The following is a 23,364-nucleotide window of genomic DNA, read 5'->3' as shown; positions in this document are numbered from 1 at the left end:
GGCGGCACCAGTGCTCACAGCAACTTCGTCGATTCGTCCGCCACGGGGACTCAGAGGTCTGGTCAAACACGAAAATGCGATCACATGCGTGTGGTGGCGGCTTTCTGCCGCCACCACACGCATGGACATCCTTAGTTGCCTGGTGCCTTATCGCCGTGGCGCTGATCCAGGATGCGCACTGTGGTACTCAGCTTGATCGGCGCGTCCTCCGGGCCGCGTAGAAACGGATGGATGTAGACGGGGCGGCGTAGGGTTCGGCCTGGCCCGTGTGCCTGGTTGCGCCAGTGGCCGGTGACCCAGAACCGGCTGGTGTAGGTCCGGCTGCCGCCGGTCCCGGGGACCTTCGCCGAGTCGTCTGGTTGGGTGTGGGCGCGGATGCGCACGATCCGTACTTCGGGCAGGGCCCGCTGGGCGCGGGCGTACTTCTTGCGTATCGTCTTGTCGATCTCCGCTGGTACGTCCTCTGCGGCCTTCTGGGCGATGAGTAGCCAGGTGACCAGCAGGATCGCAGACCGATCGTCGGGCGAGCCGTCGATGAGCTGATCGTGACGCAGTCGGAAGGTGCGCGTGGGTGCGAGCCAGCCCACCTGTTCGCGCAGGTGTTGTAATGGTTGGTCCTCGAGGCCGCTGCCGATAGCGCGGTAGATGACAGCCTCAATCGCGTTGTCGTGTGTTGACCAGGAGGCGGCCGTGATCATGTGGGCTGTCGCCGGACGGGTCCAGACGAGTAGTCCATCGTCGCAGGGTGCGAGGTCTTTGCTGGCGGTGACCGCCGGCATCTGCGAGGCGGCGTGTTCGGCCAGCTCGGTGAAGTTGTCATCGATCCAGTACAGCCGGGCACGGTCGAGACTGTCTGCAAGCTGCCTTCGCACGTTGCTGATGCGAAGAGTTGTCGGCAGCTCATCGGGGCCGCGGTAGAACGACGCCAGCCGGTCGCGGACTTTCGGCAGGTCACGGGGGCTGACGTCGAGCTCTGGCCAGGCGGTGGTGGTGAGCAGGACGCGGCCGGGTAGCCGCTGGCGCAGGAACGCCTGGTGGAGCTTAGCGGTCTCGGCATGGGCGAGGGGAATGTCGTGCACGCGCATGCGTCGTACCGCGCGGTCGGCCACCTTCATCGCCCGACCGGCGTCGAGGTCTGCCATGCACGGTACGCAGGCAGCCCAAGTCTCGCCCATGTCCTGTACCAGGCCGGTTTGGCTGCTGGTCGCCAGCACTCTGACGTTGCCACCGAGTAGTGTCCACATCGGGTACTGGTCGCCGCAGAAGTCACAGGTCCGGTTGACCGTGTCGAGCTGGCTGGTTGGGACGGGTACCGGAGGGTGTCCGTCGTTGTCGCGGTACAGGGGGTGGATGTACTGGTCATCGAGAACGTTGAGCGGGGTCAGGCAGGTGGCGCATGCCATTTCCTCACGAGGGCCGGTCACGCGGTCACCCCCCGCTGCTGGTGGAGGTCGCGCAGTCGCAGCCCGCGACGGGCCTCGCTAGGCGGCATGGTCATGCCCGGGGTGTAGAGCACGTGCTGGTTCCGGCCGCCGCGCTTGGCGTGGTACATGGCGGTGTCGGCGCGGTGCAGCGCGACCTCCTCGAACGGGTCCGTGCTGTCGACCACGGCGATGCCGATGCTGGCGGTGAGGGCGACGACGACGGGGCCGGTGTCGGCCTGGACTTCGATCGGCGCGGCTATGGCCGACAGCAGGTCGTCGGCGAGCTGGGAGATGCCGTGCTGGCGGACGGGGAACAGGGCGGCGTACTCGTCGCCCGCGTGCCGGGCGATGTCGCCGCCGTAGAAGGCGGCGATGGGCGTGAGCCGGTCGGCGACCTCGATCAGCACCTCGTCGCCGGTGCTGTGCCCGTGATCGTCGTTGATCTCCTTGAACCTGTCCAGGTCGATCAGGACGGCCACGACCGGCTGCCCGGGGTGGGCGGCGGCGAAGGCGGCGTGGGCGGTACGCAGGCCGTTCCGGTTGTAGAGGCCGGTCAGCGGGTCGTGGGCCAGCTGCCAGGCGGCGTCAGCCAACTCGGCGCGCATCCGGCCGACGATGCGCCAGGCACCGAGTGACGCGAGCGCGGAGCCGATGATGGCTCCGGCGAGGAAGGTGACCGCCGTGTAGATGCTGGCGATCACCAAGAGCGTGGTGAACACTGGACTCCTCCAATGAGAGTTGGAGCCCGGGACGCGAACGTTGTCTAGGCGGTGCGTCCCGGGTCCTGGATGTGAAGACGGCCCGCCTTCTGGCGGGCCGTCTTTCGTGCATCTGCCGCCCTCGGTCGGGCAGCGTTTCCGGTGGTGCGGTGCGGGAAGGTCAGCTCGGCGTGGCCGGCGCGATGGAGCCGTCGAAGCTCCAAGTGGCGCCGACGCGAGCGGGGTAGCGTCCCGTGCTGGACCCGCCGCCGGGGTGCGGCGAGCGGTAGGGGTCGTCGGTGCGAGGCCACCGGCCGCGTACCTCGGAGGGCTCGGGCGGGGTGCCGGGCGGCCGGTACTCGTACCGCTCGCTGATCACCTGCACGTAGTCCACGTCGGATGCGTACGCGACGTAGACACCGCCCCGGATGGTGCCGCCGAGCCGGTCGCAGCACGCGACCCGGACCGGGTACCAGCCATTGACGAACAGGCTGACCTGATGCCCGCAGGACAGCGGCAGCAGGAACACCACGAGGCGGTGCAGCTGCCAGCTGTCCGGCGGCGGCTCGGCCGGGCCAGACCCCTTGCCGGGTTGTGCGCACGGGCGGCAGATCGGCCCGTGGTCGGGGTCGTATCCGGCGTCGCACTGCTCGCAGACGATCTTCAGGCACGATCGGCATTCGCCGGAGGCGGTGGTCTGCAGGTCGGTGCCGCAGTAGCCACACGGTCCGTGCATGCACGCGTCGTCGTGGCGGCCGGGCCGGTGGCCCAGGCAGCGATGCCTACTGGTCATCGTCGCCGCCCCGGGCATGGCGGTAGACGGCCTCGGCGCTCAGCGGCAGGCCGATGAGATTTGCCGGGGCCGTGATCTCCCGCCAGCCGATGAACTCGCACGCCAGCCACGTGACGATACCTTCGGTCGTGATCGAGACGACGTCACCGGTCGACAGCGAGCGGCGGCGCATCAGCCGGTACGCGCTGCCGATGAGGAAGTCGGCCTCGCCCTCCGGCGTGCCGCGGTGGGCCTCCAGCACGTCGAGGTCGACGTTGAACACTCGCCAGGCCCAGTCGGCGATCTGGAGCGGGTCGATGCCGGTCGGCCACTGCCGCCAGTGTGAGATCACCTGGCGGAGCTGGTGCCCGTCCTCGTACTCGAAGAACCGCGACTCGGTGTTGTGGTAGATCGCGACGACGTGCAGGCTCATGACCGGCCCTCCGGCGTCGCGGAGACGATCGGCCGGACCCGCAGCAACTGCGCGGGGGTCATGCGAGCGGCCAGCCGCTGGGTCGTCGGGTGCGTGTAGACGCTGTACCCGCTCGTCCAGGCCAGACTCCACGGCGATGCCGGCCGACCGAGCCGTACCTGGGTGGTGGGGTCGCCGTCGAAGGCGATGCCGAGCGCGGACAGCTGCGCCTCGATCGAGGTGGTCTGGTGGTGGCTCATCCGTCCGGCCAGCATCGGGCACGCCAGGGCGGTGTACGCGGCGCACTCGGGGTGCATGCCGGGCTCGTCGGCCGACATCGCGTCCAGGTCCATGTCGCGCATCGCGAACACGATCCGGCGCTCCAGCGGGTCGCCGCAGGTCTGGCACAGCCGGTTGATGAGCGCGTCGGCCTGGCGGTCGCTGTCGACCGCGCCGAAGCGCCACCGCCCATCGGGCAGGCGCAGGGTGGTGTAGGGGACGACGAGTCCGCCCATGGTGGGGCGGGTCAGGAGCCGGGGCGGGATGCCGGGGCTGTGGTCGTTGGGGTGCAACGGATTCTCCCTGTTGGGTTGGTGGAATCCGGGCACGGCCGTGCGGCCGTGCCCGGGGTGCGCGGGTTCGCGCGGTCGGCCGGGCGACGGCCGGGTGGTGCGGGGTGGGTCAGGTCAGGTGCCTGCTGGCGGGCCAGCAGGCGGCGGGGGTGTTAGCGCCGCCGGGTGACGATCCAGGTCCACTGGTATGCGCCGATGGCGTAGAGCCCTTCGGCGTCGGGGTAGCAGCGGTCGATTTCCAGTACGCGCTCGTCGGAGAGCGTGTGCTGCTGCCAGGAGATGACCGCGACCTCGCCGTCGAACGCCACGATGGGGAACTCGCCAGGCATGGTGGCCGGGTGGCTGTTCAGGTCGTCGAGGTCGGCGATGATCTCGGCGACGGTCTGCCGGGTGAATCGGGGCAGGACACCGTCAGCGCCTTCGTAGCCTTCGGCGATCACCGCCCGGTAGGACAGGCCCTCCAGGGCCGAGGCTTCGACCTCGGCCGGGATCCAGCTGGCGTCGGCTGGGACGATCTCGTCGCGGTGGTCGGCGGTCCCTACGGGAAACGGCCAGCCGATCGGATCGATCCACAGCCAGTGATGGCCGCTGGCGACGCCGAGGCGGATGGTGTCGATCACCGAACGGGCCGCGCCCTCGTGGCGGCCTTCGAGCAGGACGAGGTCGCCGTCGATGTGGGCGTGGTAGTAGGTGTTGCTGCGCTGGTTGGCGGTGTGGGTCCAGGCGAGCGCCTGCGCGGTGTGGGGCCGCCCCGTCTCATCGCACCAGACCGGCGAGCCGTTGGAGCGCAAGGTCTCCACTCCTGTGTCGTTCTGGTCCCAGATCAGCCCCGGTGCGGCGGTGGTGCTGCCGATCAGGGGCAGCGGGGCGTCAGTGGTCGGGGTGTGCATGGCGTGTTCGGCCAGGGGGCTGATCTCGGTCAGCCGCCACCAGATTTTGGACATGGGGATGCCTTTCGATGGGTGGGTTAGGGAAGGTGCACGACGTGGGTCGTGCCGTCAGGTGCCAGGACATGCACGGTGCTGTCCTCGCGGGCGTAGGCCAGCAGCGTCGCGGCCAGGCGTAGCGCGCCGTTGATGGCGTCGGTCTTGTTGTCGCCGGATGCGGCCATGAGCGCGTCGAGGCTGCGGCTGGTGCGGCCGGTGGCGTTGAAGGTGTGGCGGGTCAACCCGCCCAGGTCGGACATCGGAACCTCCGGGTATGGCGAAGGCGCGCGTCCGTCGCCGGTACGCGCGCCTCGGGCAGGTGGGGTTATCGCGTCGAGTTGTGCAGGGTGAGGTGGGCCTCCTTGAGGTGTCCAGCGCAGACCTCGGCGCTGGCGCCGGCAGCGCTGAGGCTGTCGATCAGGTCCTTGGTCGCCGGGGCGGGCACGGTGTTGGAGCCTCGGAAGGCCCGATCGTGGGTCTGCTCGGCGAGGCGCTGCACGATCTGGGTCAGGTGGGACTGCACCAGGCTGAGCCCGGCGGTCAGCCGGGTCAGGTCGGCCGCGTCGTGCTGGTTGACGGCCCAGGTCAGGTTGTCGCCGAGGTGCTCGGCGGCCAGCAGCATCACGTGCACGGTGGCCACGGTCTTGGCCGGGTTGAAGTAGGACTCGTCGCTGAACAGATCGGCGACCTGGCCGAGGACGGTCTGACCGTCAGAGTTCAGACGGGGTGCGTCGGCCAGCTGGGCGAACCAGTCGTGGGCTGTCAGGTACCAGGCGGGCTGGAGCATGTCGTCCTCCACGGGGCACGAAGAAAGGCGGCCACCGATCGGTGACCGCCCGCAGGGATGGGGATACCGCGCCCCGGTCGCGTACGCGAGGGACGTGGGCTTTGTGGGTGCCTGATCTGGGTCAGGCGGCGGCGGCCGACCGGGATGCGGTGGGCACGGTGCCGTCGCGGGCGACGTCAGATCAAGGGGCACATAGGAATAAGGAGAACCTCCAGGCTAAGCCACCCGGACGGCGGTCGGGGCGACCTGTCAGGCTCGCTGACCTGTCAAGACCTGTCACGACCTGACAGCCCGCGAACCTGACAGCTCGTCCGCTGTCAGGTCACTGCTGGCGCGGCTCGTCGGCAGGCCGCGCGACCTGCGGTTCCCGCTCGCTGGGGGTGGGCCAGAACAGGACACGGGGCAGCGGCCCGGACCGGTCTGCGGCCCGCGATATCAGCAGCGGCACGAGCATCAGCAGCACGGTCGCGAGCCGCGCCAGCGGCCTTGGACCGTCCCAGGGCACGGTCAGGAGCACGGCGATCGCGCCGAGCACGACCGTGTCGATGACGACCTGAGCCGACTTCGCCACCTGCCACAGGCGCGGCGAGTTGGACCAGTACGCGTGTGAGCGCAGTGCCTGCCCGGCCGACTCGGCGGCCATGAACGGCAGCCAGCCGACGAACAGCAGCAGCGCGACGCCGAGCAGTCGCGGCCATCCGGCGGCCCAGGCCGCCAGGAGCACGCCCACGGTGGCCAGCCCGACCAGCGGGCCGATCCACCGGTTGCCGGTGTCGATGAGGTGGTAGAGCAGGCGCGACCATCCGGCCAGGCAGAACCCGGCGACGACGGCCAGGACCACGATGACGGCGAGGTTCCCGCCGGTCACCGCGAGCCCGTTGACGACGATGACGGCGGTCAGCAGCGACAGCGCGCTCGCGCTGGCATAGGTGTGGCGCTCTGCGCGGGTCAGGAAGTTCAGCATGTTTGCCTCCAAGGGGTTGAGATGAACCGGGCGGGCCGCGGTGCGCGGCGCCCGGGGACTTCGCGATAGAAGGGGCTAGTAGGCGTAGGCCGACACCGCAGCGGGACTGCGGCCCGGGACTGGATCGGCGGGTACCGCCGAGCGGGACTTGGCGCGGCCGGGGTGCGGGACGTGTCCCGGTGCCGGCCGCGTGGAGCGGGACCTCGAGCGGGACTGGTCCCGCTGTCGCCGGACGCAGGTCCCGCTCGGTCTGGATGGTGGTCCCGCTGCGCGCCCGCCGAGCGGGACCACCGGGTGCCGGGTTGCCTGCCCGAGCGGGACACAGCTGCCAGTCGGCGGGACCACGGGCGGCGACCCTGTCCGCGAGCGGGACGGCTGACGCCGGAGGCGGCGGGACGGGGCTGAGCTGCCCGTATCCCGCCGCCTCGTCATCGGCCACGCGGGATGTAGGCTGCCGCCATAGGCGGCTTCACCCCGTCTGACCTGCTCTTATCCGCCCGTCACGGGCGGCGGAGCACCCACACGTCCTCGTGTGCTACGAGGTGCACGGGGACGCCTTCGGCGCGGGCGCGACGTACCGCCATCAGGCCAAACATGCTGGCCCGGTGCACGATCTGCCCGTCACGGACGGCGGCGAGCATCGCCGCGCACCGCTCTACCGGGACCAGCCCGACCGACTGGGCGACGGCGAGCAGCTCGCCGGGCAGGTCGACGAAGTCGTCCCGCTGGCGGCGTACCGGTCGGCAGGTGATGACCACGGTCCCGCCGGGACGCAGCAGTTGGTAGCTGGCGGCCAGGATTTCGGCGAATCCGTCGAGGAGGCGGGACCATCCCGCATAGGCGAGGTTGCCCGACTCGCGGTCCCCATAGAGGTGGTCCCGCTTGCGTACCCCGGTACTGGTCGCCCGCACCAGACCGTGTGTCCCCCTGCCGTAGGGCGGGGAGGTGAGCACGAGTCCCGCTTTGCCGACCGCGGACGCCGGGACCAGATCGAGCAACTTGGTGGCGTCGCCGGTGATGACTCGTCCGCTGCCGGCCGCGCCCTGCGACGCAGCCAACGCCACGTTCGCCTCGGCCAGGGCGGTGAAGCGGGGCTCGATGTCGATCCCGATCCCGTCGCGCCCCAGGTGCATGGCCTCCACGAGGGTGGTGCCCGACCCGCACATCGGGTCGAACACCAGGTCTCCCGGCGCGGTGTAGGTGCGGATCGCGTGCGCAGCCAGGTTGGGCAGCATCTTGCCCGGGTGGCTGCTGCTCTCCGGCACGTAGCGGCCTCGCCGCTGGTCGCGGGAGGGCTGCTGGCAGGTCAGCCACACCGACGTGACCGGGAAGTCCTCGGTCATCGTGCACCGCCGGTTGCCGGAGTGCTGTTGCGCAGGATCAGCACGTCGGTGTGGATGTCGAGCAGCGTCTCCTGCCGCCGCCGGGGCGGCTGGTCGGCCGCCACGATGTGCTGCAGGTAGGAAAGGCCCGCCTGCTTGGCGGCGATGATGACGTCGACCGGTGCGGTCACGTCGTGGGTGAGAAGGACGGCCACGCAGCCGCCCGGCAGCAGCTTGTCGCGGCTGCGGGTGAAGAACTCCTGCGCCGTCAGGCCGTCGACCGGCCAGCCGGTGACGATGAGCCGCGCAGCCTCCTTGCCCCAGCCGGTCTGCCGAGCCGACTGCAGGTGGCTGCGGCGACTGGCCGCGATGACCGCGCGGGCCAGCTGCGGCCCGTCAGCCAGATCGATGATCAGCTCGCCGGGGTGGGTGAGGTTGTGCACGAGCCGCACGCCCATGGCGTTGGACATGGTGTCGCCCTTGCGCGGGGCAGGCACCGGCCAGACGGTGATCGGCACGGGCACCTGGCCCGGCACGACGTCCCCGACCGGGACCGGTGCACTGTGGTGGTTGGTGTTGTCGGTCATGGGCACGGTGGCCCCCGGACCGGCGGGCGTACTGACAGTGCCTAGAACGGGGCTGTTGGGCCGATCGAACCCGCCCCCGACCTGACAGGACCAGTCAGCGCGCCGGGCGGGCGGGCCGTCTGACAGGCGAGAACCTGACACGACCTGTCCAAACCTGTCCCGATCTAACAGAGGCTTCTGCTGTCAGGTCGCCGCACTCCAATCGAGGTCATGAGCCGCCGCAGCCGGCGGAACGGCTCGACCACGAGGGGACACGACATGCCAACCACCACCTCTTTCCGTACCGGCGGCGCGCTGGGCCAGGCCGAGAAGGCGTTCGAGCTGCTGACCTGCGAGCCCGCCCCGCTGAGCTTCGACGCCCGCCCCGTGCCGGGCCTGCCGGACAAGACCATGCCGCTGGACCAGCTGCGCAAGCTGGTGCTGTTCGAGCGCTACGACTCCGCCACCGTCGACGCCCTGTGGCGGCAGCTGGCCCTGCACGCCCGCGAATGGGGTCCGGCCTGGGTCGTCGGCGCGATCGGAGTGGCCCTTCCCGCTCTGACGCACCTCGCGGCGAAGATCAGCCGCGGGCACGCCCGCCACGCCGAAGACGTCGACTCCGAGGTGCTGGCCGGGTTCCTGGCCGCGCTGCGGACCGCTGACCTGGACATGCCCCGGCTGTGGCTGCGGCTGTGCTGGGCGGCGTGGCGAGCCGGGGTCGCGGTCATCAAGCCGCACGATACCGAGGAGCTGCCCCTGGATCTGTCCAGCGGCTCGCGTACGCCGAAGATGCCTTACGGCCACCCGGACCTGCTGCTCGGCCGGGCCGCCGCCGCCGGCCTGATCACTTCGGAGGCCGCTGAACTCATCAGCGCGACGCGGTTCGGCGACACCCTCATCGAGCAGCTGGCCGCCGAGCAGGGCGTGACCGCCTCCGCGTTGCGGATGCGGCGCCGCCGCGCTGAACGCGTCGTCGGCGCGGCGGTCAAGCGCGGCGACCTTTCCGGCCCGGTGCGTACGCAGGCGAACGCACCCGCGCTGGCCGCCTGACGGCACTCACACCACCACCCATCACCAAGGCCGCCCCGGGCACTGCCCGGGGCGGCCTTTCGCGTATCCAGGCCCGCATCGGTTGCGCGGCAGCGCTGTCAGGTCGGGTGAGCGGCGAGCGCGGTCAGGTCCGGACAGGTCGTGACAGGTCCGAGGCCGGTTCGATCGGTCTGACAGCCCGGATCTGGGCGGTGCATGTCATCCACGGCATGCCCGCCCGGTGGGGACAACCCACGGGCGAGGCCCTACAGGTCCGGCATGGCTGGCGCGGCGTACTGACACCGCAATCCCTTCCCTTGCAAGGGAGGAGCGCCCCCACCGGACCTTCGTTGAGCTTCGCCTCGTCCCCGCCGCGGCGGCCCCACGTTCCTGTGGAGCGCCGCAATGCAGACAACTCTGCACCTTTTCAACAACCTTAACGACCTCGTCCTGGCCGCGCCCGACCCCGGCGGCGGCGGACCCAAGACCCTGCCTGACGTCATCAACGGCATCCAGGGCTGGATCATGGGCATCATCGCGGCCATCGCGACCATGTTCCTGGTCGTCGGCGGCCTGCGCTACATGGCCGCCGGAGGCGACCCGTCGCAGGTCGAGCAGGCCAAGGGCAACTTCAAGTCCGCCCTGATCGGGTACGCGCTCGCGGTCCTCGCCCCCGTGGTCCTGAAGATCCTGGCCGGCATCGTGGGCGGACCGAGCTGATGGTCTCCTGGCTGATGAACGGCCTGGTGGAGTGGCTCGCCGACAGGTTGAAAGACCTGCTCGGCGGGCTTCTCGCCTACCTCACCTCCGGCATGTTCCTGTCGCCGGACGTCACCGTACTACCGCAGGTGCAGTCGCTCGCGGGCAAGAGCGCCCTGGTCGTGAACGCCTGCTTCGTGCTGGCGATCATCGCCGTGGGCATCGCCACGATGGTCGGCGGCTCGGTCGAGATGCGTTACGGCATCAAGGAACTGGTGCCCCGCCTCATCGTCGGGTGGGTCGCGAGCAACTTCGCCGTCGGGCTGACAGCGGCGCTGATCGAGATCGCCAACGCCCTGACGGTGTCGATGGTCGGCACGGCCGCCCCGACGACCGAGGCGGTCAACATGACCCGCCTGCATGTGACCGCTGCGCTGACCGACCCCGGCACTGCCCTCATGGCCCTGATCATCGGCCTGCTCATCGTCGGGCTGATGTTCACGCTGTTCGGCAGCTGGGTCGTGCGCGTCGGTGTGCTGGTGATCCTGGCCGGGATCGCCCCGGTCGCGATGGCCTGCTACGCCACCCCATGGACCCAGGAGGCGGCACAGCTGTGGTGGCGAACCCTGCTGGGCTGCCTGGCCACACCCACCCTGCAGGCCATCGCCTTCAGCACCGGCGTTCAGCTGATGATTCACCCGAACAGCTCCCTGCCGGTACTGATCGGCCTGCCTGGCTCCGACATCCTGAATCTGCTGCTGGTCGCGGTCCTGCTCTGGGTCACCATCAAGATTCCCGGGATGATGCGCCGGTACGTGACCCGCAAGGGCGGCCCGAGCATGGGCGGCGTGCTGGTGCGGGCAGTGCTGATCCAGAGCATCACCAACAGGTTGCCGGGCCGCCGGGCCGCACGCGTCGTGCGAGGTGGGCGATGACCCACGACGACGACACCACCCCGCGCGCCGTGGTCCCGGCCAACGTGAACGAGCCCGACAGGATCGCGTTCGGGCTCACGTTCCGGCAGCTGGCCATCGTCGGCGGCAGTGGCCTGCTCGGGTTCGGTGCATACCGCAGCTTCGGTCCGATGCTGCCCACCCCGGTCTGGATCACGGCCGGGATCATCGTGTTCTCCATCGCGATCGTCGTCGCCCTCGGGCGGCGGGACGGCCTGCCACTGGACGTCTGGCTGCGACACGGGTTCATGCTGTCGCGAAGCCCGCGCCAGCTCGCCCCGGGCAACGCTCGGGCGACTTCGGTCGCCGCGGTGGCCGGCAAGACGAGCGTCCCGGCGCCGCTGCGCTCGCCGGTCACGGCGGTCAGCGCGAGCGGTGTCGTCACCTCGGAGGGCAAGTCGCGGGTGCTGATCGCCTGCGGCACGACCAACATCCACCTGCGTACCGGCGGCGAGCAGGGCGCGCTGCTGGACGGTTTCGGCCGGTTCCTCAACAGCCTGACCGGCCCGGCACAGATCGTCGTAGCCGCTCAGCGCCACGACCTGACCGCGCACGCGCAGGCCACCGTCGACCACGCGCCGCGCCTGCCGCATCCGGCTCTGGCGGCGGCGGCCGACGACTACGCCGAGTTCCTCCTCGACCTCGATGAGGAGCGCGATCCATTGCGGCGCCAGGTGTTGGCGGTCATCACCGGCGAGCAGGTCGCCGACACCGCCGTACGCGCCCTGACCGGGCTCGGCGTCGAAGCCGCAGCCCTGGACGGCCCAGCTGTCTCGGCGGCGCTGGCCAACGCCGCAGATCCTTTCAACCCACCGGTGCCCGGCCCGCGAGCCGTACCCGGCGCCCCCATCACCTTACGGAGCAACGAATGAGCCTGTTGAAGAACAAGAAGAAGCTCGTCGCGTCCGGGGAGGGCATGCCCTCCCCGGACGCTTTGTCGGTCACCCCCTGGCACGTGCAGGTCGGTGACGGCTACGCCGCGACCTTCGCCGTCACCGGGTACCCGGCCGAGGTCGGCCCGGCGTGGCTGGACCCACTGCTGTCCTACCCCGGCCGCGTGGACGTGGCCGTGCACATCGAGCCCGTCGCCGCGCAGCTGGCCGCGCCCATGTTGAAGCGGCAGCGGGCACGGCTGGAGTCGTCACGGCGGCTGGACGCCGACCAGGGCAAGCTCGGGGACCCGATGACCGAGGCGGCGGCGGCCGACGCCGCCGACCTCGCCGAACGCGTCGCCCGGGGCGCGGCGAAGCTGTTCGACGTCGGTATCTACATCACCATCCACGCCCGCGACCTCGACGAGCTGCGAGCGGTCACCGCGGGCGTCAAGTCGGCCGCCGCGTCGGTCCTTCTGGACCTGCAGCCGACCACGTTCCGCCACCAGCAGGGCTGGGTCTCCACGCTGCCGATCGGCGTGGACCCGCTGCGGATGCGCCGCATCCTCGACACCAACGCCCTGGCCGCCGCGTTCCCTCTCGCCTCGGCGGACCTGGCCGCACCGGCACCCGGGGAGATCGCCCCGCCGGACGGGATCCTCTACGGCGTCAACACCACGTCCAACGGCGTTCTGATCTGGGACCGGTGGCGGCAGGACAACCACAACTCCGTGGTCCTGGCTCAATCGGGCGCGGGCAAGTCGTACTTCGTCAAGCTCGAAGTGCTGCGGAACCTGTACCAGGGCACGAGGGTTTCGATCATCGACCCGGAGGACGAGTACGCGCCCCTCGCGGACCACGTCGGCGGCACGGTCGTGCAGCTCGGCCTGCCCGGCGTACGCATCAACCCCCTCGACCTGCCCGCCGACAACCGCGCCGACACGCTGACCCGGCGCGGCCTGTACCTGCACACGCTGATCGCGGTCATGCTCGGCGCACCACCGCCACCGACCGAACGCGCTGCCCTCGACCGGGCGATCACGGCAACGTACGCGGCGGCCGGGATCAACGGCGACCCGGCCACCTGGTCGCGTCCGGCTCCGCTGCTGCGGGACCTGGCCGACGTGCTGGCCGCCGATGAGGACCCGGCCGCCGAGCAGCTGGCCGCGCGGCTCGCCCCGTGGACCACGGGCAACTTCTCCAGCCTGTTCGACGGGCCGACGACCACCGCTCCGGAGGGCCACCTGGTCGTCTGGTCGCTGCGGCACCTGCCCGACGAGCTACGCACCGTCGGCACACTGCTGGCCCTGGACTCCATCTGGTCGGGAATCGACACTCCGACGACCGGCATACGCCGGCGGCGGCACCTCGTCGTAGTGGACGAAGCCTGGCTCTTGATGAGGGATGGCGAGGGCGCCAGGTTCTTGTTCCGCATGGCCAAAGCAGCGCGCAAGCGGTCGGCCGGATTGTGCGTCGTCACCCAGGACGCGGCCGACGTGCTGTCCACCGACCTCGGCATGGCCGTGGTCTCCAACGCCGCGACCCAGATCCTGATGCACCAGTCCACCCAGGCCATCGACAAGGTGAAGGAAGCCTTCTCGCTGACCGCCGGGGAGGCCCGGCTCCTGCTCGCGGCACCCAGGGGCGAAGGGCTCCTGATCGCTGGCCGTTCGCGAATTCCATTTAGGAGTGTCGGGTCGGCTGCCGAACACAAGATCGCCGTGACGGGGATCGGTGAGGCGTCATGAATCCCGACATTCTTACCCGGCTGGGCGAGGTCTGGTCGTGGATCGCCGTCCGGCCGTGGCTGGCGATCTTCGTGCCGGTGGCCGTCATCGGTGGCGTCGCCGCGCGAGACAAGGTGCTCGCCTGGCGGCACACCCGATACGTGACCGGGGCGCGGTGGCTGACCGTGGCCGCGCCACCGGAGGTCACACCGGAGTCGGCGGCGGCGTTCTGGACCACCGTCATGGGCGTGCTGACGCCCTCGGTGTGGCGGCGGCGGATCTACGGCATGCCGCATATCGGCTGGGAGTACACCTGGACCGGGCGCACGCTGACGATCCGGGTGTGGGTGCCCGGCACGGTGCCGCCCGGTGCGGTCGAGGCCGCGATCCGGGCGGCCTGGCCCGCCGCGACTCTCACCGTCGCCGACGCCGCCGCGCCCATCCCCTCGACGGTGGTGGAGCAGGTCGGCGGGGCGCACTGGCCGCAGTCGGCCGACGCGCTGCCGTTGCGTACCGAGCACGACGCCGATCCGCTGCGGGCGCTGCTGTCGGCCGGGGCCGAGGTCCGCGACCGCGAACACGCGTGCGTGCAGATCCTCGCTCGACCGGCACCACCCCGCCGCGTGCGCGCCGCCAGACGCACGGCGGCGGCAACCGGAACACACCCCCACGGGCGGCCCGATGTGGCCGCCCGCGCCGTTTCCGGGGTCGCGAAGCTACTCACCGAACCGCTGATCTGGGTCCTGGACGCGATCACGCCCGGACCGTCCCGCCGAACCCCGGCGCGCACTGCGGTGCGGGGCGGTGACCGTGATCCGGTCGCCACCGCCGACGCCCGCACGATCGTCGACAAGGCGATCCGGGTGCCGCACTTCGAGATCGCGGTGCGGTTCGCCGTGGCCGCCGACGCGGGCAAGACCGCGCCGGACAAGCAGAAGGCACGACAGATCCGCGAGCGCCTCGTCGGGCTCGGGCACACGATCGCCTCGGCCGCCGCGGCGTACACCGGCCCGAACCGGCTGCGCAGGATGAAGATGCCGCAGCCGGTGGCCACGATCGCCGGGCGGAGGCTACGGCGCGGGTTCCTGGCCACCGTGCCGGAGCTCGCGGCCATGGCCGCCCTGCCGCAGGATTTGGCGGTGCCGGGCCTGGACCGGGCTCGGGCCAAGGCGATGCCGGCGCCGGTGCAGATCCCCTCCGGCGGCCGAGGCGTCAAGGTCCTGGGCAGGTCGCAGATCGGCGGCAACTCGGTCGGGTTGAACGTGGTCGACGCCCGCCAGCACGTGCACGTCATCGGCAAGACCGGCGTCGGCAAGAGCACGCTGCTGCTGAACATGATCGTCGGGGACATCAAGGCCGGGCGCGGGACGGTGGTCATCGACCCGCGCGGTGACCTGGTCACAGACATCCTGGACCGGCTCCCGGCGTCGCTGGCGAAGAAGATCGTGCTCATCGATCCGGACCAGCCCAACCCGGGCCACTTCAACCCGCTGGAGGACACCAACGATCCGCATCTGGCGGTCGACAACCTGGTCGGGATCTTCGCGAAGATATTCGCCAAGCAGTGGGGTCCGCGTATGGACGACACCCTGCGGGTGGCGTGCCTGACCCTGATGCGGCACGCGGGCTCGACGCTGAGCCTGGTGCCGCCGCTGCTGTCGGACCGGACCTTCCGGGGCCGCTACACGGTGGGCCTGGACGACCCGGACGGCCTGGCCGGGTTCTGGACCTGGTACGACTCGATCAACGAGAACTTTAGGGGCCAGGTCATCGCCCCCGTTCTCGCGAGGTTGCGGCAGTTCCTGTTGCGCGACTTCGTCAAGAGCGTGATCGGGAACGCGACCAGCTCGTTCAAGATGGGCGACATCCTCAACGGCGGGGCTCTGTTGTGCCGGCTACCGAAAGGCCAGTTGGGTGAGGAGACCAGCCGCATCCTGGGCTCGCTGATCGTCGCCCGGGTGTGGCAGGCCGCCATCGCCCGCGCCGCGATCCCCGAAGACCAGCGCAAAGACGCCTGTCTCTACGTTGACGAGGCCCACAACTTCCTCACGCTGCCTGGCAGCGTCGATGACATGTTGGCCGAGGCGCGGGGCTACCGGCTGGGCATGGTCCTCGCTCACCAGGATCTGGCCCAGCTGCCCAAGGAGACGGCCGCCGCGATGTCGGCCAACGCCCGCTCCAAGATCGTGTTCAACATCGACCCGGGCGACGCCCGGGAGATGGCCCGGCACACCAAGCCGGAACTCGACGATCACGACCTCGGGCACCTGGACGTGTTCACCGCCGCCGCCCGGCTGCTGGTCGGCAACCGGGAGATGGCGGCGTTCACGTTCACCACCAACCCGCCCGCGCCGATCGTCGGCGAAGCCACCGCCTTGCGGCAGGAGATCGCCGCCGCGCACGCCGTCAACGGCGACGAGCCGCCGATGCAGCGGGTGGCCCGCGAGGCGATGCGCAAACGCATGAGCGGCACCGACTGACCCGATCTAGCTCGGGCCGTTGGGGCTGCCCAGGGCGGCTGCGTGGGGGGCTCCGTTGGGGATGTCTCCGATCGGAGCCCCCAACGGACCCCTCCGCAGGTGCCCTGTCAGGTGCCTGGCCAGGGCAAACGCCGGATCTGACAGGGCCGCAAGAAAGATCAACTCGTCCAGACTCCCTATAGGGACTCCTCTTCTCCACACAGGGGTGACATCCATGCCGCATACGCGGTCAAATCACGGCCTCCTCGCGATCTACTCGCACATCACCTCCCGCGACCGTCAGCTGATGACCCTGCTCGACCACCACCAGGTCCTCACCACCGACCACATCACCCGCCTGTTCTTCCTCGCCCCGCGTACCGCCCGGCACCGGCTGGCCGAACTGCTGGCCCTGGAACTGGTGGACCGATTCCGGTTCGCCCGTACCGGCGGAGGCACCGACCCGTACCACTGGGTGCTAGGCCATGCCGGGCAACGATTCCAGGCCGCATCACGCGGCGAGCCCGAACCCAGCGCACGAGCGGCCAGCCAGCGCATCTCACGCCTGTCGGCCAACCCGCGCCTGCACCACCTGCTCATCGTCAACGAGTTCTTCGTCCGCCTGAGCGAGTACGCCCGCCGGCACGACGGAGCAGACCTCGTGCGGTGGTGGTCAGAGCAGCAGGCTCAGCAGTTCAAGAGCACCAAGGCAATGATCAACCCGGATGGCCACGGGCTGTGGAGCCGAGACGGCCAGATGGCCGGGTTCTGGCTGGAGGCCGACACCGGCACCGAACCGCTGACCCGCGTCGTGGCCAAGCTCGACGGCTACCGCCGATTCAGCACCGACAGCGGACCTCGCTACCCGGTGCTGTTCTGGCTGGCCAGCCCCACCCGCGAGGAACACCTGCACCGGCTGCTCAGCCAGAAGCCCCCCGGCGTCGCCACGCTCACCGCGACCCAGGACACCAACCCCGCCGAGGCGGTATGGCTGCCCGCCGACGCCACCACGCGGGTCGCGCTGGAGCAGCTGCCCAGCTTCCACGGCCACAACACGCCCTCCAACCCCAACTTCGTCGAGGGTGTGCTCCATCTGGGCCAATGAAAGACCTGACAGAACCTGACCAGCTGACAGGCAAACCTGTCAGCGCAGTTCAGAGGCATGGTCGAGTTTCCTGACAGGGGTTGTGCTGACAGATCGGGCCGCTACGGTGCAGCTTCTTCTCTTCTCTTTTGCTCGCACCGCCGCCCGTCTGTCCTTCCTGGACCTGCCCGCGCCCGCGCGGATCACATAGCCCACCTTCTGGTCGGCTCCGGTCCCCGCCCGCGCCGTTCGCGGCAGCAGTCCACGGCCGGACGCCGCGATCCGGTGGCACCACCAGCACCCAACCCCAACCACTCCTTCGCGAAGGGAGCACCCCGCCATGCCCACCAACACCCCGCTCACCAACCAGGTCGTCACCGTGGTCTTCAACCCCGGCGAGGACGCCGACTGGTTCTCCGCCAGCGAGAAGGTCAACGACCTGCTCAACGCCAACGGAACCCCGGCCCGGCGGTTCCACGTCCGCCACCGCAAGTTCATCGGGTGGATCACCCGGTTCCTCGACTACTACCTGGTCGACACCGCGCGCCGGTTCGGCGCGATCACCAAGGCCGCCGGAGGCCGCAAGGGTCGCCTCGACCTCAACGGGGGCGCCGCTAAGGCCGCCACCGAGGCCCGGCTTCGCTGGCACGCCTGGAACCAGTACATGAACAGCAACACCGCAACCCGCCGTGAGGCCCGCACCTGGGAGGACTTCCAGGCGCTGCACAAGGCGGACCCTGGCAAGCTCAGCCTCGCCGAGGCCCGCCGCCGCTTCGAGCAGCAGCCGCGCATCGTCGCGATGCTGGCCTACTCGGGCGCGCACGAGTTCGACCCGTACGAGCTGGCCGCCTACCAGGCCGGAGAGCACGCCTACGCCGGTCTGCACTGGCGCATCGCCATCGTCGGCGACCTGCTGATCACCGCCGAGGGCACGATCCTCAAGCCCGCGACCGACAGCATCGCCGACCGGATGCGGTTCTTCAACGAGGCCATCAAGTACCTGCGGTCGCTGAAGTCCAGCGCCCGCCTGTGCGCGGTCACCATCGCCTAACAACCCACCAACTCCAGGACCGGTCGCAGCCCAGCTGCGACCGGCCTTCGCCATGCCCACCCACAGTCCACAAGGAGACGACCATGTTCCTCACCGACCCCGCTCTGCGGCTGATCGCCGCCTCCACCAACGACGTGCTGCCCGAGCAGCTGTGGCGCTACGACACCGCCGCCGAGAACGCCTTTGGCGACCTTGCCCGGATCCTGCACAAGACCGCCATCGCCTACAACACCAGCAGCGCCGACCTCGACCGCCCGGCCCCGCGGCCGTCCTTCGGCCTTCGACCCGCCGGCACCGGCGAGGCGATGCAGGACATGCTCGCCACGATCGACCGGCACGCCGCCATGGAGCGGCACACCGTCATCACCGGCAGCCTGCTCGACCTGTACCGGGCCTGGCGGCGCTACCGCACGCTCAACGACGGCGACCAGCGCCACCTGCTGTTGTGCTCGGGCGACCCGGGCCACGGCGTGGCCACCATGCAGCGGTTCACCCACCACCAGTGGCGGGTGATCGCCGACGCCGAGGCCGCGCAGGCGTTTGGCGTGCCGTACCCGAACCGGATGGTCGGCGTTCTCGTCGAGACCGAGGACGGGATCTGGCAGCCGATCGCGTGCACCGACGCGGCCCAGATCGCCTCCGGCACGGCCCACCTGCTGCCGGTCCGCGACGACCTCGCCACCGCCTGCCGGTCGCTGCTGCGCTGGTGGGCGCTACGGCACTCGGCCGCCTGGCGCAGCCGCACCCCCGACCAGCTCACCCCGACCGAGCTAGACCAGCTCGCCGAATAGGAGGCCCGTCATGCTCAACATCGACTCGGTGGGCCGCTGGATCACCCGGCGCACCGGCCGCACCCTCGACCAGCACGCCGCCGACCCGATCCCGGCCGCCGCCGACCTGCCCAAGGCCGCCGACACGATGCGCAACGCCCGGCTGGAGCTGCTGCTCACCGTCGATCGGCTGCGCACCGCGCTGATCAACGAGGACGACCTGTCCACGTCGATCGCCGCGCTGACCGGGCCGCTGGACGCCATCGTGCAGCTGGGCCGCGACTACCGGTACGCCCGCAACTGGGCCGAGGCCCTGATCGCAGACGCCGAGCGCACCGCGTACGCGGCCGAGAACGCCGGACTGGCGCTGCGGCGGCGCTACGTCAACCCGGGCGACACGATCCTCGTTGTCCTGCCGCACACCGACGCATGCCTCAAGCGGCAGCTCGCCGGGCGGCGCACCCGCGTGCGGGTCGGCCGTGCCGACGCCGAGCTGGACCTGATGGTCGGCCCCGGCCAGCTGCGCCTCCACCACGCCGACGCCGGGATCTACCACGACCCCGTCAACGGCTTCTACGTCTTGGAGCCCGCAGCCACCGAGGCCGCCTCCGGCGACTGATCCCCGGCGGCCACCGGCCGCCCTCTCTAGGCCACCGGGCCGCCCTCCAGCACACCCGATCACGGCAGCGCATAGCTCTACGCGCCTGCCGCGATGCGTGCTGCCCGCGCGGCCCGGCGCACCACCCAGCCCGGCACACCAGGTGCCCGGCTGGCCAACCCACAAGTCCCAGAAAGGGGCATCGCAATGCAGTACGACCTGTCCACCCTGACCCCCGCTCAGCGGGAGGTCTTCGAGGCCGTGCACTTCCTCGGCCAGGGCAACGCCATCGAGCTGATGGAGCAGTCGGGCAAGGCCCGCTCCACCGTCGACAAGGCGATCAAGACCCTCGCCGACCTGGGGCTGATCGTCGCGGTCGACACCGACGCCGACCCGGCCGAGGGCGTGCCCACCCGCTGGACCATGGCCGAGGCCGTCGCCGACAGCGTCACCGCCGAGGACAACCTCGACGACACCGACACCGCCGGCCCCACCAAGCCGGACCTCGTCAAAGACGAGACGGGCCAGCTCCGGGCCGACGAGCCGCAGCCCGGCACCCCGGACGACACCGACCCCGCCGACCTGGGCGACCAGGACGGTACCGCCAACGCCGACGACCTCAACGACCAGACCGAGTTGGGCACCGACGACCAGGACGAGGACGACGACTCCGACACGGAGTCCGAGGAGGACACCGACGACACGGACGACGAGGACTCGGACGACGAGGACGAGGACGAGGACGACGAGGACGAGGACGACGAGGAGGACGAGCAGCCCGCTCGGCCCGCCGTCGCGGTGGTGGCGCAGAGCCGCCCCGGCGACCGCAAGATCATGACGATCAAGGCGGTCCTCGCCGAGTACGGCGACGACGGCGCGACCCTGGACGAGATCGTCAGCGAGAGCGGCATCGGGCACCCGACCGCCTCCCGGCTGCTGGCCGCGATGGAGCAGGCCGACGCCGCGCGCCGTCTGCCCGGTACTCCGGGCCGGTGGATCGCCGGACCCACGAAGGCCAGCGAGGTCGACCCGAACCCGGAGCCGCCCCGCTGCCCGGTCTGCTTTCAGGTGGTCAAGGGCGTCACCGAGTCGCCGGAGGCGGTCGCCCTGGTGCAGTCGCTGATCCGCCCCGACGGCACGATCCACATCGTCGCCGAGGACGGCACCGCGCACGTCGTGAAGCTGCCCAAGCGGCTGCCGCCCCGCACGGCGAGCACCGCGACGACCGGGGCTGTCCGCCGCACCGACCTGACGGTCAACGGCGACGGCAACCAGCCGTTCGCCAAGGGCGAGCTGGAGAAGCTGACCCTGGCGGTGCTGGCGGCCAACCCCGGCCGCTCGATGACGCCGCAGGAGATCGCGACCACGATCAGCGCCCAGCTCGGCGGGCGCAACGTCAGCTCCGGGGCGGTGCGCAACAACTGCACGAAGGCCGCCGCCGCGGGCCGCATCGAGATGGTCTCGGACACTCCGCTCGCCTTCGCCTACGCGGCCCCGGCCGGCGACGACGAGGCGGCTGAGGCCGCGACCACGAACGCCACTGCTCAGGCCGACGCCATGGCCGGGAACGGCTCGGGCAACGAGCAGTCCTGATGACAGCGCCGGGGTCGGGCAGTGCCCGACCCCGGCCGCGCACCAATTCACCCATCGCTGGGGCCGAGCCGTACGGGCTCGGCCTCTTCCATTCCTGAGAGGAGAATCCCGTGGCACACGAACTGGAGACGTTCGCCAACGGGCAGACCGCCTTCGCCACCGCCCGATTGTCGGCCTGGCACCAGCTGGGCACCGTTACCCAGGCCACGATGAGCGCCACCGAGATCATGGGCGCCGCCCTGCTCGGCAACTGGGGCGTTCGCACCATCCCCGTCAGGGGCATCGACGTCGTGGACGGGATCGAGGTCCCGATCCTGGCCGACGACCGGCGTATGACCGTGCGCCGCAACCCGGTCACCGGCCAGACCGAGTATCTGGGGATCGTCGGCAACGACTACGAGGTCATCCAGAACGAGCAGTGCGCCGACATGCTCGACCAGCTCGTGGACCAGGCCGGGGGCGCCCACTTCGAGACGGCGGGCAGCCTGCGGCGAGGCAAGAGCGTGTTCGTCACGATGAAGCTGCCGACCGCGATGGAGATCGCCGGGGTCGACCGGATGGACCTGTATCTGATCGGCACGACCTCACACGACGGCACCGCCGCGCTGAGGGTGGACGCCAGCCCCATCCGTGTCGTGTGCGCCAACACCCAGCGGGCGGCGTTCGCCCACGCCGTGGGGCACTACACGTTCCGCCACACCAGCAACGTCGGTCAGCAGATCGCCCAGGCCCGCGAAGCGCTGGGCCTGATGTGGAAGTACATGGGCGCCTTCGAGAAGGCCGCCGAGCGGATGCTGAACACCGCGATGACCACCCGCGAGTTCGAGAAGATCGTCGCGCAGGTCTGGCCGATCGCCGACAACGCTCCCGACAAGACCGTGGCCAACGCGAAGGAGCGGCTGGGCACGCTCAAGTACCTGATCACCGAGGCCGACACGCAGAAGGCGATCACGGGCAGCCGGTGGGCTGGATACCAGGCCATCACCGAGTACCTGGACCACTACCAGGCGGCCAAGGACCCCACGACGCGCGCCAATCGTGTGATCACCGGCAAGACCGGCGAGCTCAAGCTCGTCGCCTTCGACCTGCTGAAGGTCTGACCAACTCCCGCCCCGTGCCGGGGCGGCGGTCACCTGCCGTCCCGGCCCGTCACGAACGGACCACCCATGACCGAGACCCTTACGCCACCGCAGTGGCCCACGGTCCCGCACATCCGCCATCCCCGCGACGAGCGCCAAGCCGTCTGCGGCGTACCCGCCACCGACGTGACCCGGTGGGAGACCGAGGACCCGCCGCGGCCAGGCCACGCCTGCGAGGACTGCCTGACGCTCCTGGAGGACGCGGCCCGCCCCGACGACTACACCCACCCGATCCGCGACGCGACCCTCATCGACTCGCTGCGCACGGTCGTTGCCGAGCATCAGCACGCCAAGATCAACGGTGTGCTGGTGGACCTGTGGTCGGCCAGCGTCACCATCCTGATCTGGGACCAGCTCAACCAGGACAAGCGGGAACAGCTCCTCTCCCTGCCCGCCTACCAGCTGATCCTGCGGTGCGTCGCGATCTACAGCCGCCTCACCGACGAGGGGCACCGCCGATGACCACGCCGCACCGCCAGCAGTGGTTCCACTACCACGTCTGGGTCTTCGCGGTGCACACCGCGATGGACCTGATCGACGCCTGGCCTCGGCCCACCCGGCCCCTCGATGTGCCGACGTGGGCGCAGGCGTTCGGCCTGACCCGCATCGACAACCCCAGCCCGCACACGATCAGCCTGCAAGGCCCGGACCCGGAGCACTTCGACCGGGCCTACGCCATGAGCACCGACCTGACCAAGCCGGTCATCGTCACCCACCTGCTCATCGACGGCGCGGAACCCTCGCCGCTGCTGATCGACGGCACCCACCGGCTGTACCGGGCCTGGCGCGAAGGCGTCCCGCAGCTGCCCGCGTACCTGCTCACCGTCGCCGAGAGCCGCCTGGTGCAAGAAGACCGGCGGCTTGGCCCCGGTCGCACCTGGCGCGTCGGCCCGCGCTGACCCTCCACCCCTCGTACGCCTCGGCGAGCCGCCCCAGCCGGCGGCCAC

The 23,364-nt window shown here is 70.4% G+C and carries 25 protein-coding genes; 14 read left to right on the top strand and 11 right to left on the bottom strand.

Annotated features, from left to right (window positions below; all coding sequences use genetic code 11):
* Positions 1–131: 131 nt before the first annotated feature.
* From HDA40_RS18530 to HDA40_RS18480, 11 genes are all read right to left on the bottom strand, one after another.
* Positions 132–1,424, bottom strand: a complete 1,293-nt coding sequence (locus HDA40_RS18530) for an AcrVA2 family anti-CRISPR protein (protein ID WP_253757553.1) — start codon at positions 1,422–1,424, stop codon at positions 132–134.
* Positions 1,421–2,143: a GGDEF domain-containing protein gene (locus HDA40_RS18525; RefSeq protein ID WP_253757551.1), complete on the bottom strand. Its 723-nt coding sequence runs from the start codon at positions 2,141–2,143 to the stop codon at positions 1,421–1,423. The genes HDA40_RS18530 and HDA40_RS18525 overlap by 4 nt, the downstream gene beginning before the upstream one ends.
* A gap of 160 nt (positions 2,144–2,303) precedes the next feature.
* Entirely contained in the window at positions 2,304–2,915 is a 612-nt protein-coding gene (locus tag HDA40_RS18520) for a hypothetical protein (protein ID WP_253757549.1), read from the bottom strand.
* Positions 2,905–3,327, bottom strand: coding sequence for a hypothetical protein (locus HDA40_RS18515; RefSeq protein WP_253757547.1), 423 nt, complete (start codon positions 3,325–3,327; stop codon positions 2,905–2,907). Before HDA40_RS18515 ends, HDA40_RS18520 begins: the two co-directional genes overlap by 11 nt.
* Positions 3,324–3,878: a hypothetical protein gene (locus HDA40_RS18510; protein WP_253757545.1), complete on the bottom strand. Its 555-nt coding sequence runs from the start codon at positions 3,876–3,878 to the stop codon at positions 3,324–3,326. Before HDA40_RS18510 ends, HDA40_RS18515 begins: the two co-directional genes overlap by 4 nt.
* A gap of 152 nt (positions 3,879–4,030) precedes the next feature.
* Positions 4,031–4,822, bottom strand: a complete 792-nt coding sequence (locus HDA40_RS18505; RefSeq protein WP_253757543.1) for a hypothetical protein — start codon at positions 4,820–4,822, stop codon at positions 4,031–4,033.
* Between the two features lie 23 nt (positions 4,823–4,845).
* Complete coding sequence (locus HDA40_RS18500; RefSeq protein WP_253757541.1) at positions 4,846–5,064, bottom strand: hypothetical protein; 219 nt, start codon at positions 5,062–5,064, stop codon at positions 4,846–4,848.
* A 65-nt stretch (positions 5,065–5,129) separates the two neighbouring features.
* On the bottom strand, positions 5,130–5,603 hold the full coding sequence (locus HDA40_RS18495) for a hypothetical protein (RefSeq protein ID WP_253757539.1): 474 nt from the start codon (positions 5,601–5,603) through the stop codon (positions 5,130–5,132).
* Between the two features lie 310 nt (positions 5,604–5,913).
* A complete protein-coding gene (locus tag HDA40_RS18490) occupies positions 5,914–6,555 on the bottom strand; it encodes a hypothetical protein (RefSeq protein ID WP_253757537.1) in 642 nt (213 codons plus the stop codon).
* Positions 6,556–7,055: 500 nt separating this feature from the next.
* Entirely contained in the window at positions 7,056–7,898 is an 843-nt protein-coding gene (locus HDA40_RS18485) for a TRM11 family SAM-dependent methyltransferase (protein WP_253757535.1), read from the bottom strand.
* Entirely contained in the window at positions 7,895–8,464 is a 570-nt protein-coding gene (locus HDA40_RS18480; RefSeq protein ID WP_253757533.1) for a hypothetical protein, read from the bottom strand. Before HDA40_RS18480 ends, HDA40_RS18485 begins: the two co-directional genes overlap by 4 nt.
* A 258-nt stretch (positions 8,465–8,722) precedes the next feature.
* On the opposite strand from HDA40_RS18480, the gene HDA40_RS18475 reads away from it, so the two are divergent.
* From HDA40_RS18475 to HDA40_RS18410, 14 genes are all read left to right on the top strand, one after another.
* Positions 8,723–9,493 (top strand): hypothetical protein, encoded by a 771-nt coding sequence (locus HDA40_RS18475; RefSeq protein ID WP_253757531.1) that lies wholly within the window; start codon positions 8,723–8,725, stop codon positions 9,491–9,493.
* A 384-nt stretch (positions 9,494–9,877) separates the two neighbouring features.
* Positions 9,878–10,192: a pilin gene (locus tag HDA40_RS18470; RefSeq protein WP_253757529.1), complete on the top strand. Its 315-nt coding sequence runs from the start codon at positions 9,878–9,880 to the stop codon at positions 10,190–10,192.
* The gene (locus tag HDA40_RS18465) at positions 10,192–11,106 is read left to right on the top strand and encodes a type IV secretion system protein (RefSeq protein ID WP_253757527.1); all 915 of its coding nucleotides are present in this window, start codon (positions 10,192–10,194) and stop codon (positions 11,104–11,106) included. The genes HDA40_RS18470 and HDA40_RS18465 overlap by 1 nt, the downstream gene beginning before the upstream one ends.
* Positions 11,103–11,996 carry a PrgI family protein gene (locus HDA40_RS18460; protein ID WP_253757525.1) on the top strand — a complete coding sequence of 298 codons (894 nt, stop codon included), beginning with the start codon at positions 11,103–11,105 and terminating at the stop codon, positions 11,994–11,996. Before HDA40_RS18465 ends, HDA40_RS18460 begins: the two co-directional genes overlap by 4 nt.
* Entirely contained in the window at positions 11,993–13,744 is a 1,752-nt protein-coding gene (locus HDA40_RS18455) for a VirB4 family type IV secretion system protein (RefSeq protein WP_253757523.1), read from the top strand. Before HDA40_RS18460 ends, HDA40_RS18455 begins: the two co-directional genes overlap by 4 nt.
* On the top strand, positions 13,741–16,203 hold the full coding sequence (locus tag HDA40_RS18450; RefSeq protein WP_253757521.1) for a type IV secretory system conjugative DNA transfer family protein: 2,463 nt from the start codon (positions 13,741–13,743) through the stop codon (positions 16,201–16,203). Before HDA40_RS18455 ends, HDA40_RS18450 begins: the two co-directional genes overlap by 4 nt.
* 286 nt (positions 16,204–16,489) lie before the next feature.
* A complete protein-coding gene (locus HDA40_RS18445; protein WP_253757519.1) occupies positions 16,490–17,287 on the top strand; it encodes a replication-relaxation family protein in 798 nt (265 codons plus the stop codon).
* A 319-nt stretch (positions 17,288–17,606) separates the two neighbouring features.
* Positions 17,607–18,317: a hypothetical protein gene (locus tag HDA40_RS18440; protein WP_253757517.1), complete on the top strand. Its 711-nt coding sequence runs from the start codon at positions 17,607–17,609 to the stop codon at positions 18,315–18,317.
* Between the two features lie 83 nt (positions 18,318–18,400).
* Positions 18,401–19,108: a hypothetical protein gene (locus HDA40_RS18435; RefSeq protein WP_253757515.1), complete on the top strand. Its 708-nt coding sequence runs from the start codon at positions 18,401–18,403 to the stop codon at positions 19,106–19,108.
* A 10-nt stretch (positions 19,109–19,118) separates the two neighbouring features.
* Positions 19,119–19,706, top strand: a complete 588-nt coding sequence (locus HDA40_RS18430; RefSeq protein ID WP_253757513.1) for a hypothetical protein — start codon at positions 19,119–19,121, stop codon at positions 19,704–19,706.
* Between the two features lie 186 nt (positions 19,707–19,892).
* Complete coding sequence (locus tag HDA40_RS18425) at positions 19,893–21,278, top strand: IclR family transcriptional regulator (protein ID WP_253757512.1); 1,386 nt, start codon at positions 19,893–19,895, stop codon at positions 21,276–21,278.
* Positions 21,279–21,388: 110 nt separating this feature from the next.
* A complete protein-coding gene (locus HDA40_RS18420; RefSeq protein ID WP_253757510.1) occupies positions 21,389–22,378 on the top strand; it encodes a DUF932 domain-containing protein in 990 nt (329 codons plus the stop codon).
* 66 nt (positions 22,379–22,444) lie between these two features.
* On the top strand, positions 22,445–22,879 hold the full coding sequence (locus HDA40_RS18415; RefSeq protein WP_253757508.1) for a hypothetical protein: 435 nt from the start codon (positions 22,445–22,447) through the stop codon (positions 22,877–22,879).
* Positions 22,876–23,316, top strand: coding sequence for a hypothetical protein (locus HDA40_RS18410; RefSeq protein ID WP_253757506.1), 441 nt, complete (start codon positions 22,876–22,878; stop codon positions 23,314–23,316). Before HDA40_RS18415 ends, HDA40_RS18410 begins: the two co-directional genes overlap by 4 nt.
* The last annotated feature ends 48 nt before the right edge of the window (positions 23,317–23,364 follow it).

The organism is Hamadaea flava, from assembly GCF_024172085.1.
In the GTDB taxonomy this organism is placed as follows: Bacteria; Actinomycetota; Actinomycetes; order Mycobacteriales; family Micromonosporaceae; genus Hamadaea; species Hamadaea flava.
This window is presented reverse-complemented; position numbering and strand designations above follow the sequence as displayed.

Excerpts from the sequence above, each read along its gene's own strand:
- HDA40_RS18485 (WP_253757535.1), bottom strand. The coding sequence starts at position 7,898 with ATGACCGAGGACTTCCCGGTCACGTCGGTGTGGCTGACCTGCCAGCAG.
- HDA40_RS18465 (WP_253757527.1), top strand. The coding sequence starts at position 10,192 with ATGGTCTCCTGGCTGATGAACGGCCTGGTGGAGTGGCTCGCCGACAGG.
- HDA40_RS18410 (WP_253757506.1), top strand. The coding sequence starts at position 22,876 with ATGACCACGCCGCACCGCCAGCAGTGGTTCCACTACCACGTCTGGGTC.
- HDA40_RS18460 (WP_253757525.1), top strand. The coding sequence starts at position 11,103 with ATGACCCACGACGACGACACCACCCCGCGCGCCGTGGTCCCGGCCAAC.
- HDA40_RS18505 (WP_253757543.1), bottom strand. The coding sequence starts at position 4,822 with ATGTCCAAAATCTGGTGGCGGCTGACCGAGATCAGCCCCCTGGCCGAA.
- HDA40_RS18425 (WP_253757512.1), top strand. The coding sequence starts at position 19,893 with ATGCAGTACGACCTGTCCACCCTGACCCCCGCTCAGCGGGAGGTCTTC.
- HDA40_RS18475 (WP_253757531.1), top strand. The coding sequence starts at position 8,723 with ATGCCAACCACCACCTCTTTCCGTACCGGCGGCGCGCTGGGCCAGGCC.
- HDA40_RS18430 (WP_253757513.1), top strand. The coding sequence starts at position 19,119 with ATGCTCAACATCGACTCGGTGGGCCGCTGGATCACCCGGCGCACCGGC.
- HDA40_RS18470 (WP_253757529.1), top strand. The coding sequence starts at position 9,878 with ATGCAGACAACTCTGCACCTTTTCAACAACCTTAACGACCTCGTCCTG.
- HDA40_RS18435 (WP_253757515.1), top strand. The coding sequence starts at position 18,401 with ATGTTCCTCACCGACCCCGCTCTGCGGCTGATCGCCGCCTCCACCAAC.
- HDA40_RS18480 (WP_253757533.1), bottom strand. The coding sequence starts at position 8,464 with ATGACCGACAACACCAACCACCACAGTGCACCGGTCCCGGTCGGGGAC.
- HDA40_RS18415 (WP_253757508.1), top strand. The coding sequence starts at position 22,445 with ATGACCGAGACCCTTACGCCACCGCAGTGGCCCACGGTCCCGCACATC.
- HDA40_RS18445 (WP_253757519.1), top strand. The coding sequence starts at position 16,490 with ATGACCCTGCTCGACCACCACCAGGTCCTCACCACCGACCACATCACC.
- HDA40_RS18500 (WP_253757541.1), bottom strand. The coding sequence starts at position 5,064 with ATGTCCGACCTGGGCGGGTTGACCCGCCACACCTTCAACGCCACCGGC.
- HDA40_RS18490 (WP_253757537.1), bottom strand. The coding sequence starts at position 6,555 with ATGCTGAACTTCCTGACCCGCGCAGAGCGCCACACCTATGCCAGCGCG.
- HDA40_RS18520 (WP_253757549.1), bottom strand. The coding sequence starts at position 2,915 with ATGACCAGTAGGCATCGCTGCCTGGGCCACCGGCCCGGCCGCCACGAC.
- HDA40_RS18450 (WP_253757521.1), top strand. The coding sequence starts at position 13,741 with ATGAATCCCGACATTCTTACCCGGCTGGGCGAGGTCTGGTCGTGGATC.
- HDA40_RS18440 (WP_253757517.1), top strand. The coding sequence starts at position 17,607 with ATGCCCACCAACACCCCGCTCACCAACCAGGTCGTCACCGTGGTCTTC.
- HDA40_RS18455 (WP_253757523.1), top strand. The coding sequence starts at position 11,993 with ATGAGCCTGTTGAAGAACAAGAAGAAGCTCGTCGCGTCCGGGGAGGGC.
- HDA40_RS18515 (WP_253757547.1), bottom strand. The coding sequence starts at position 3,327 with ATGAGCCTGCACGTCGTCGCGATCTACCACAACACCGAGTCGCGGTTC.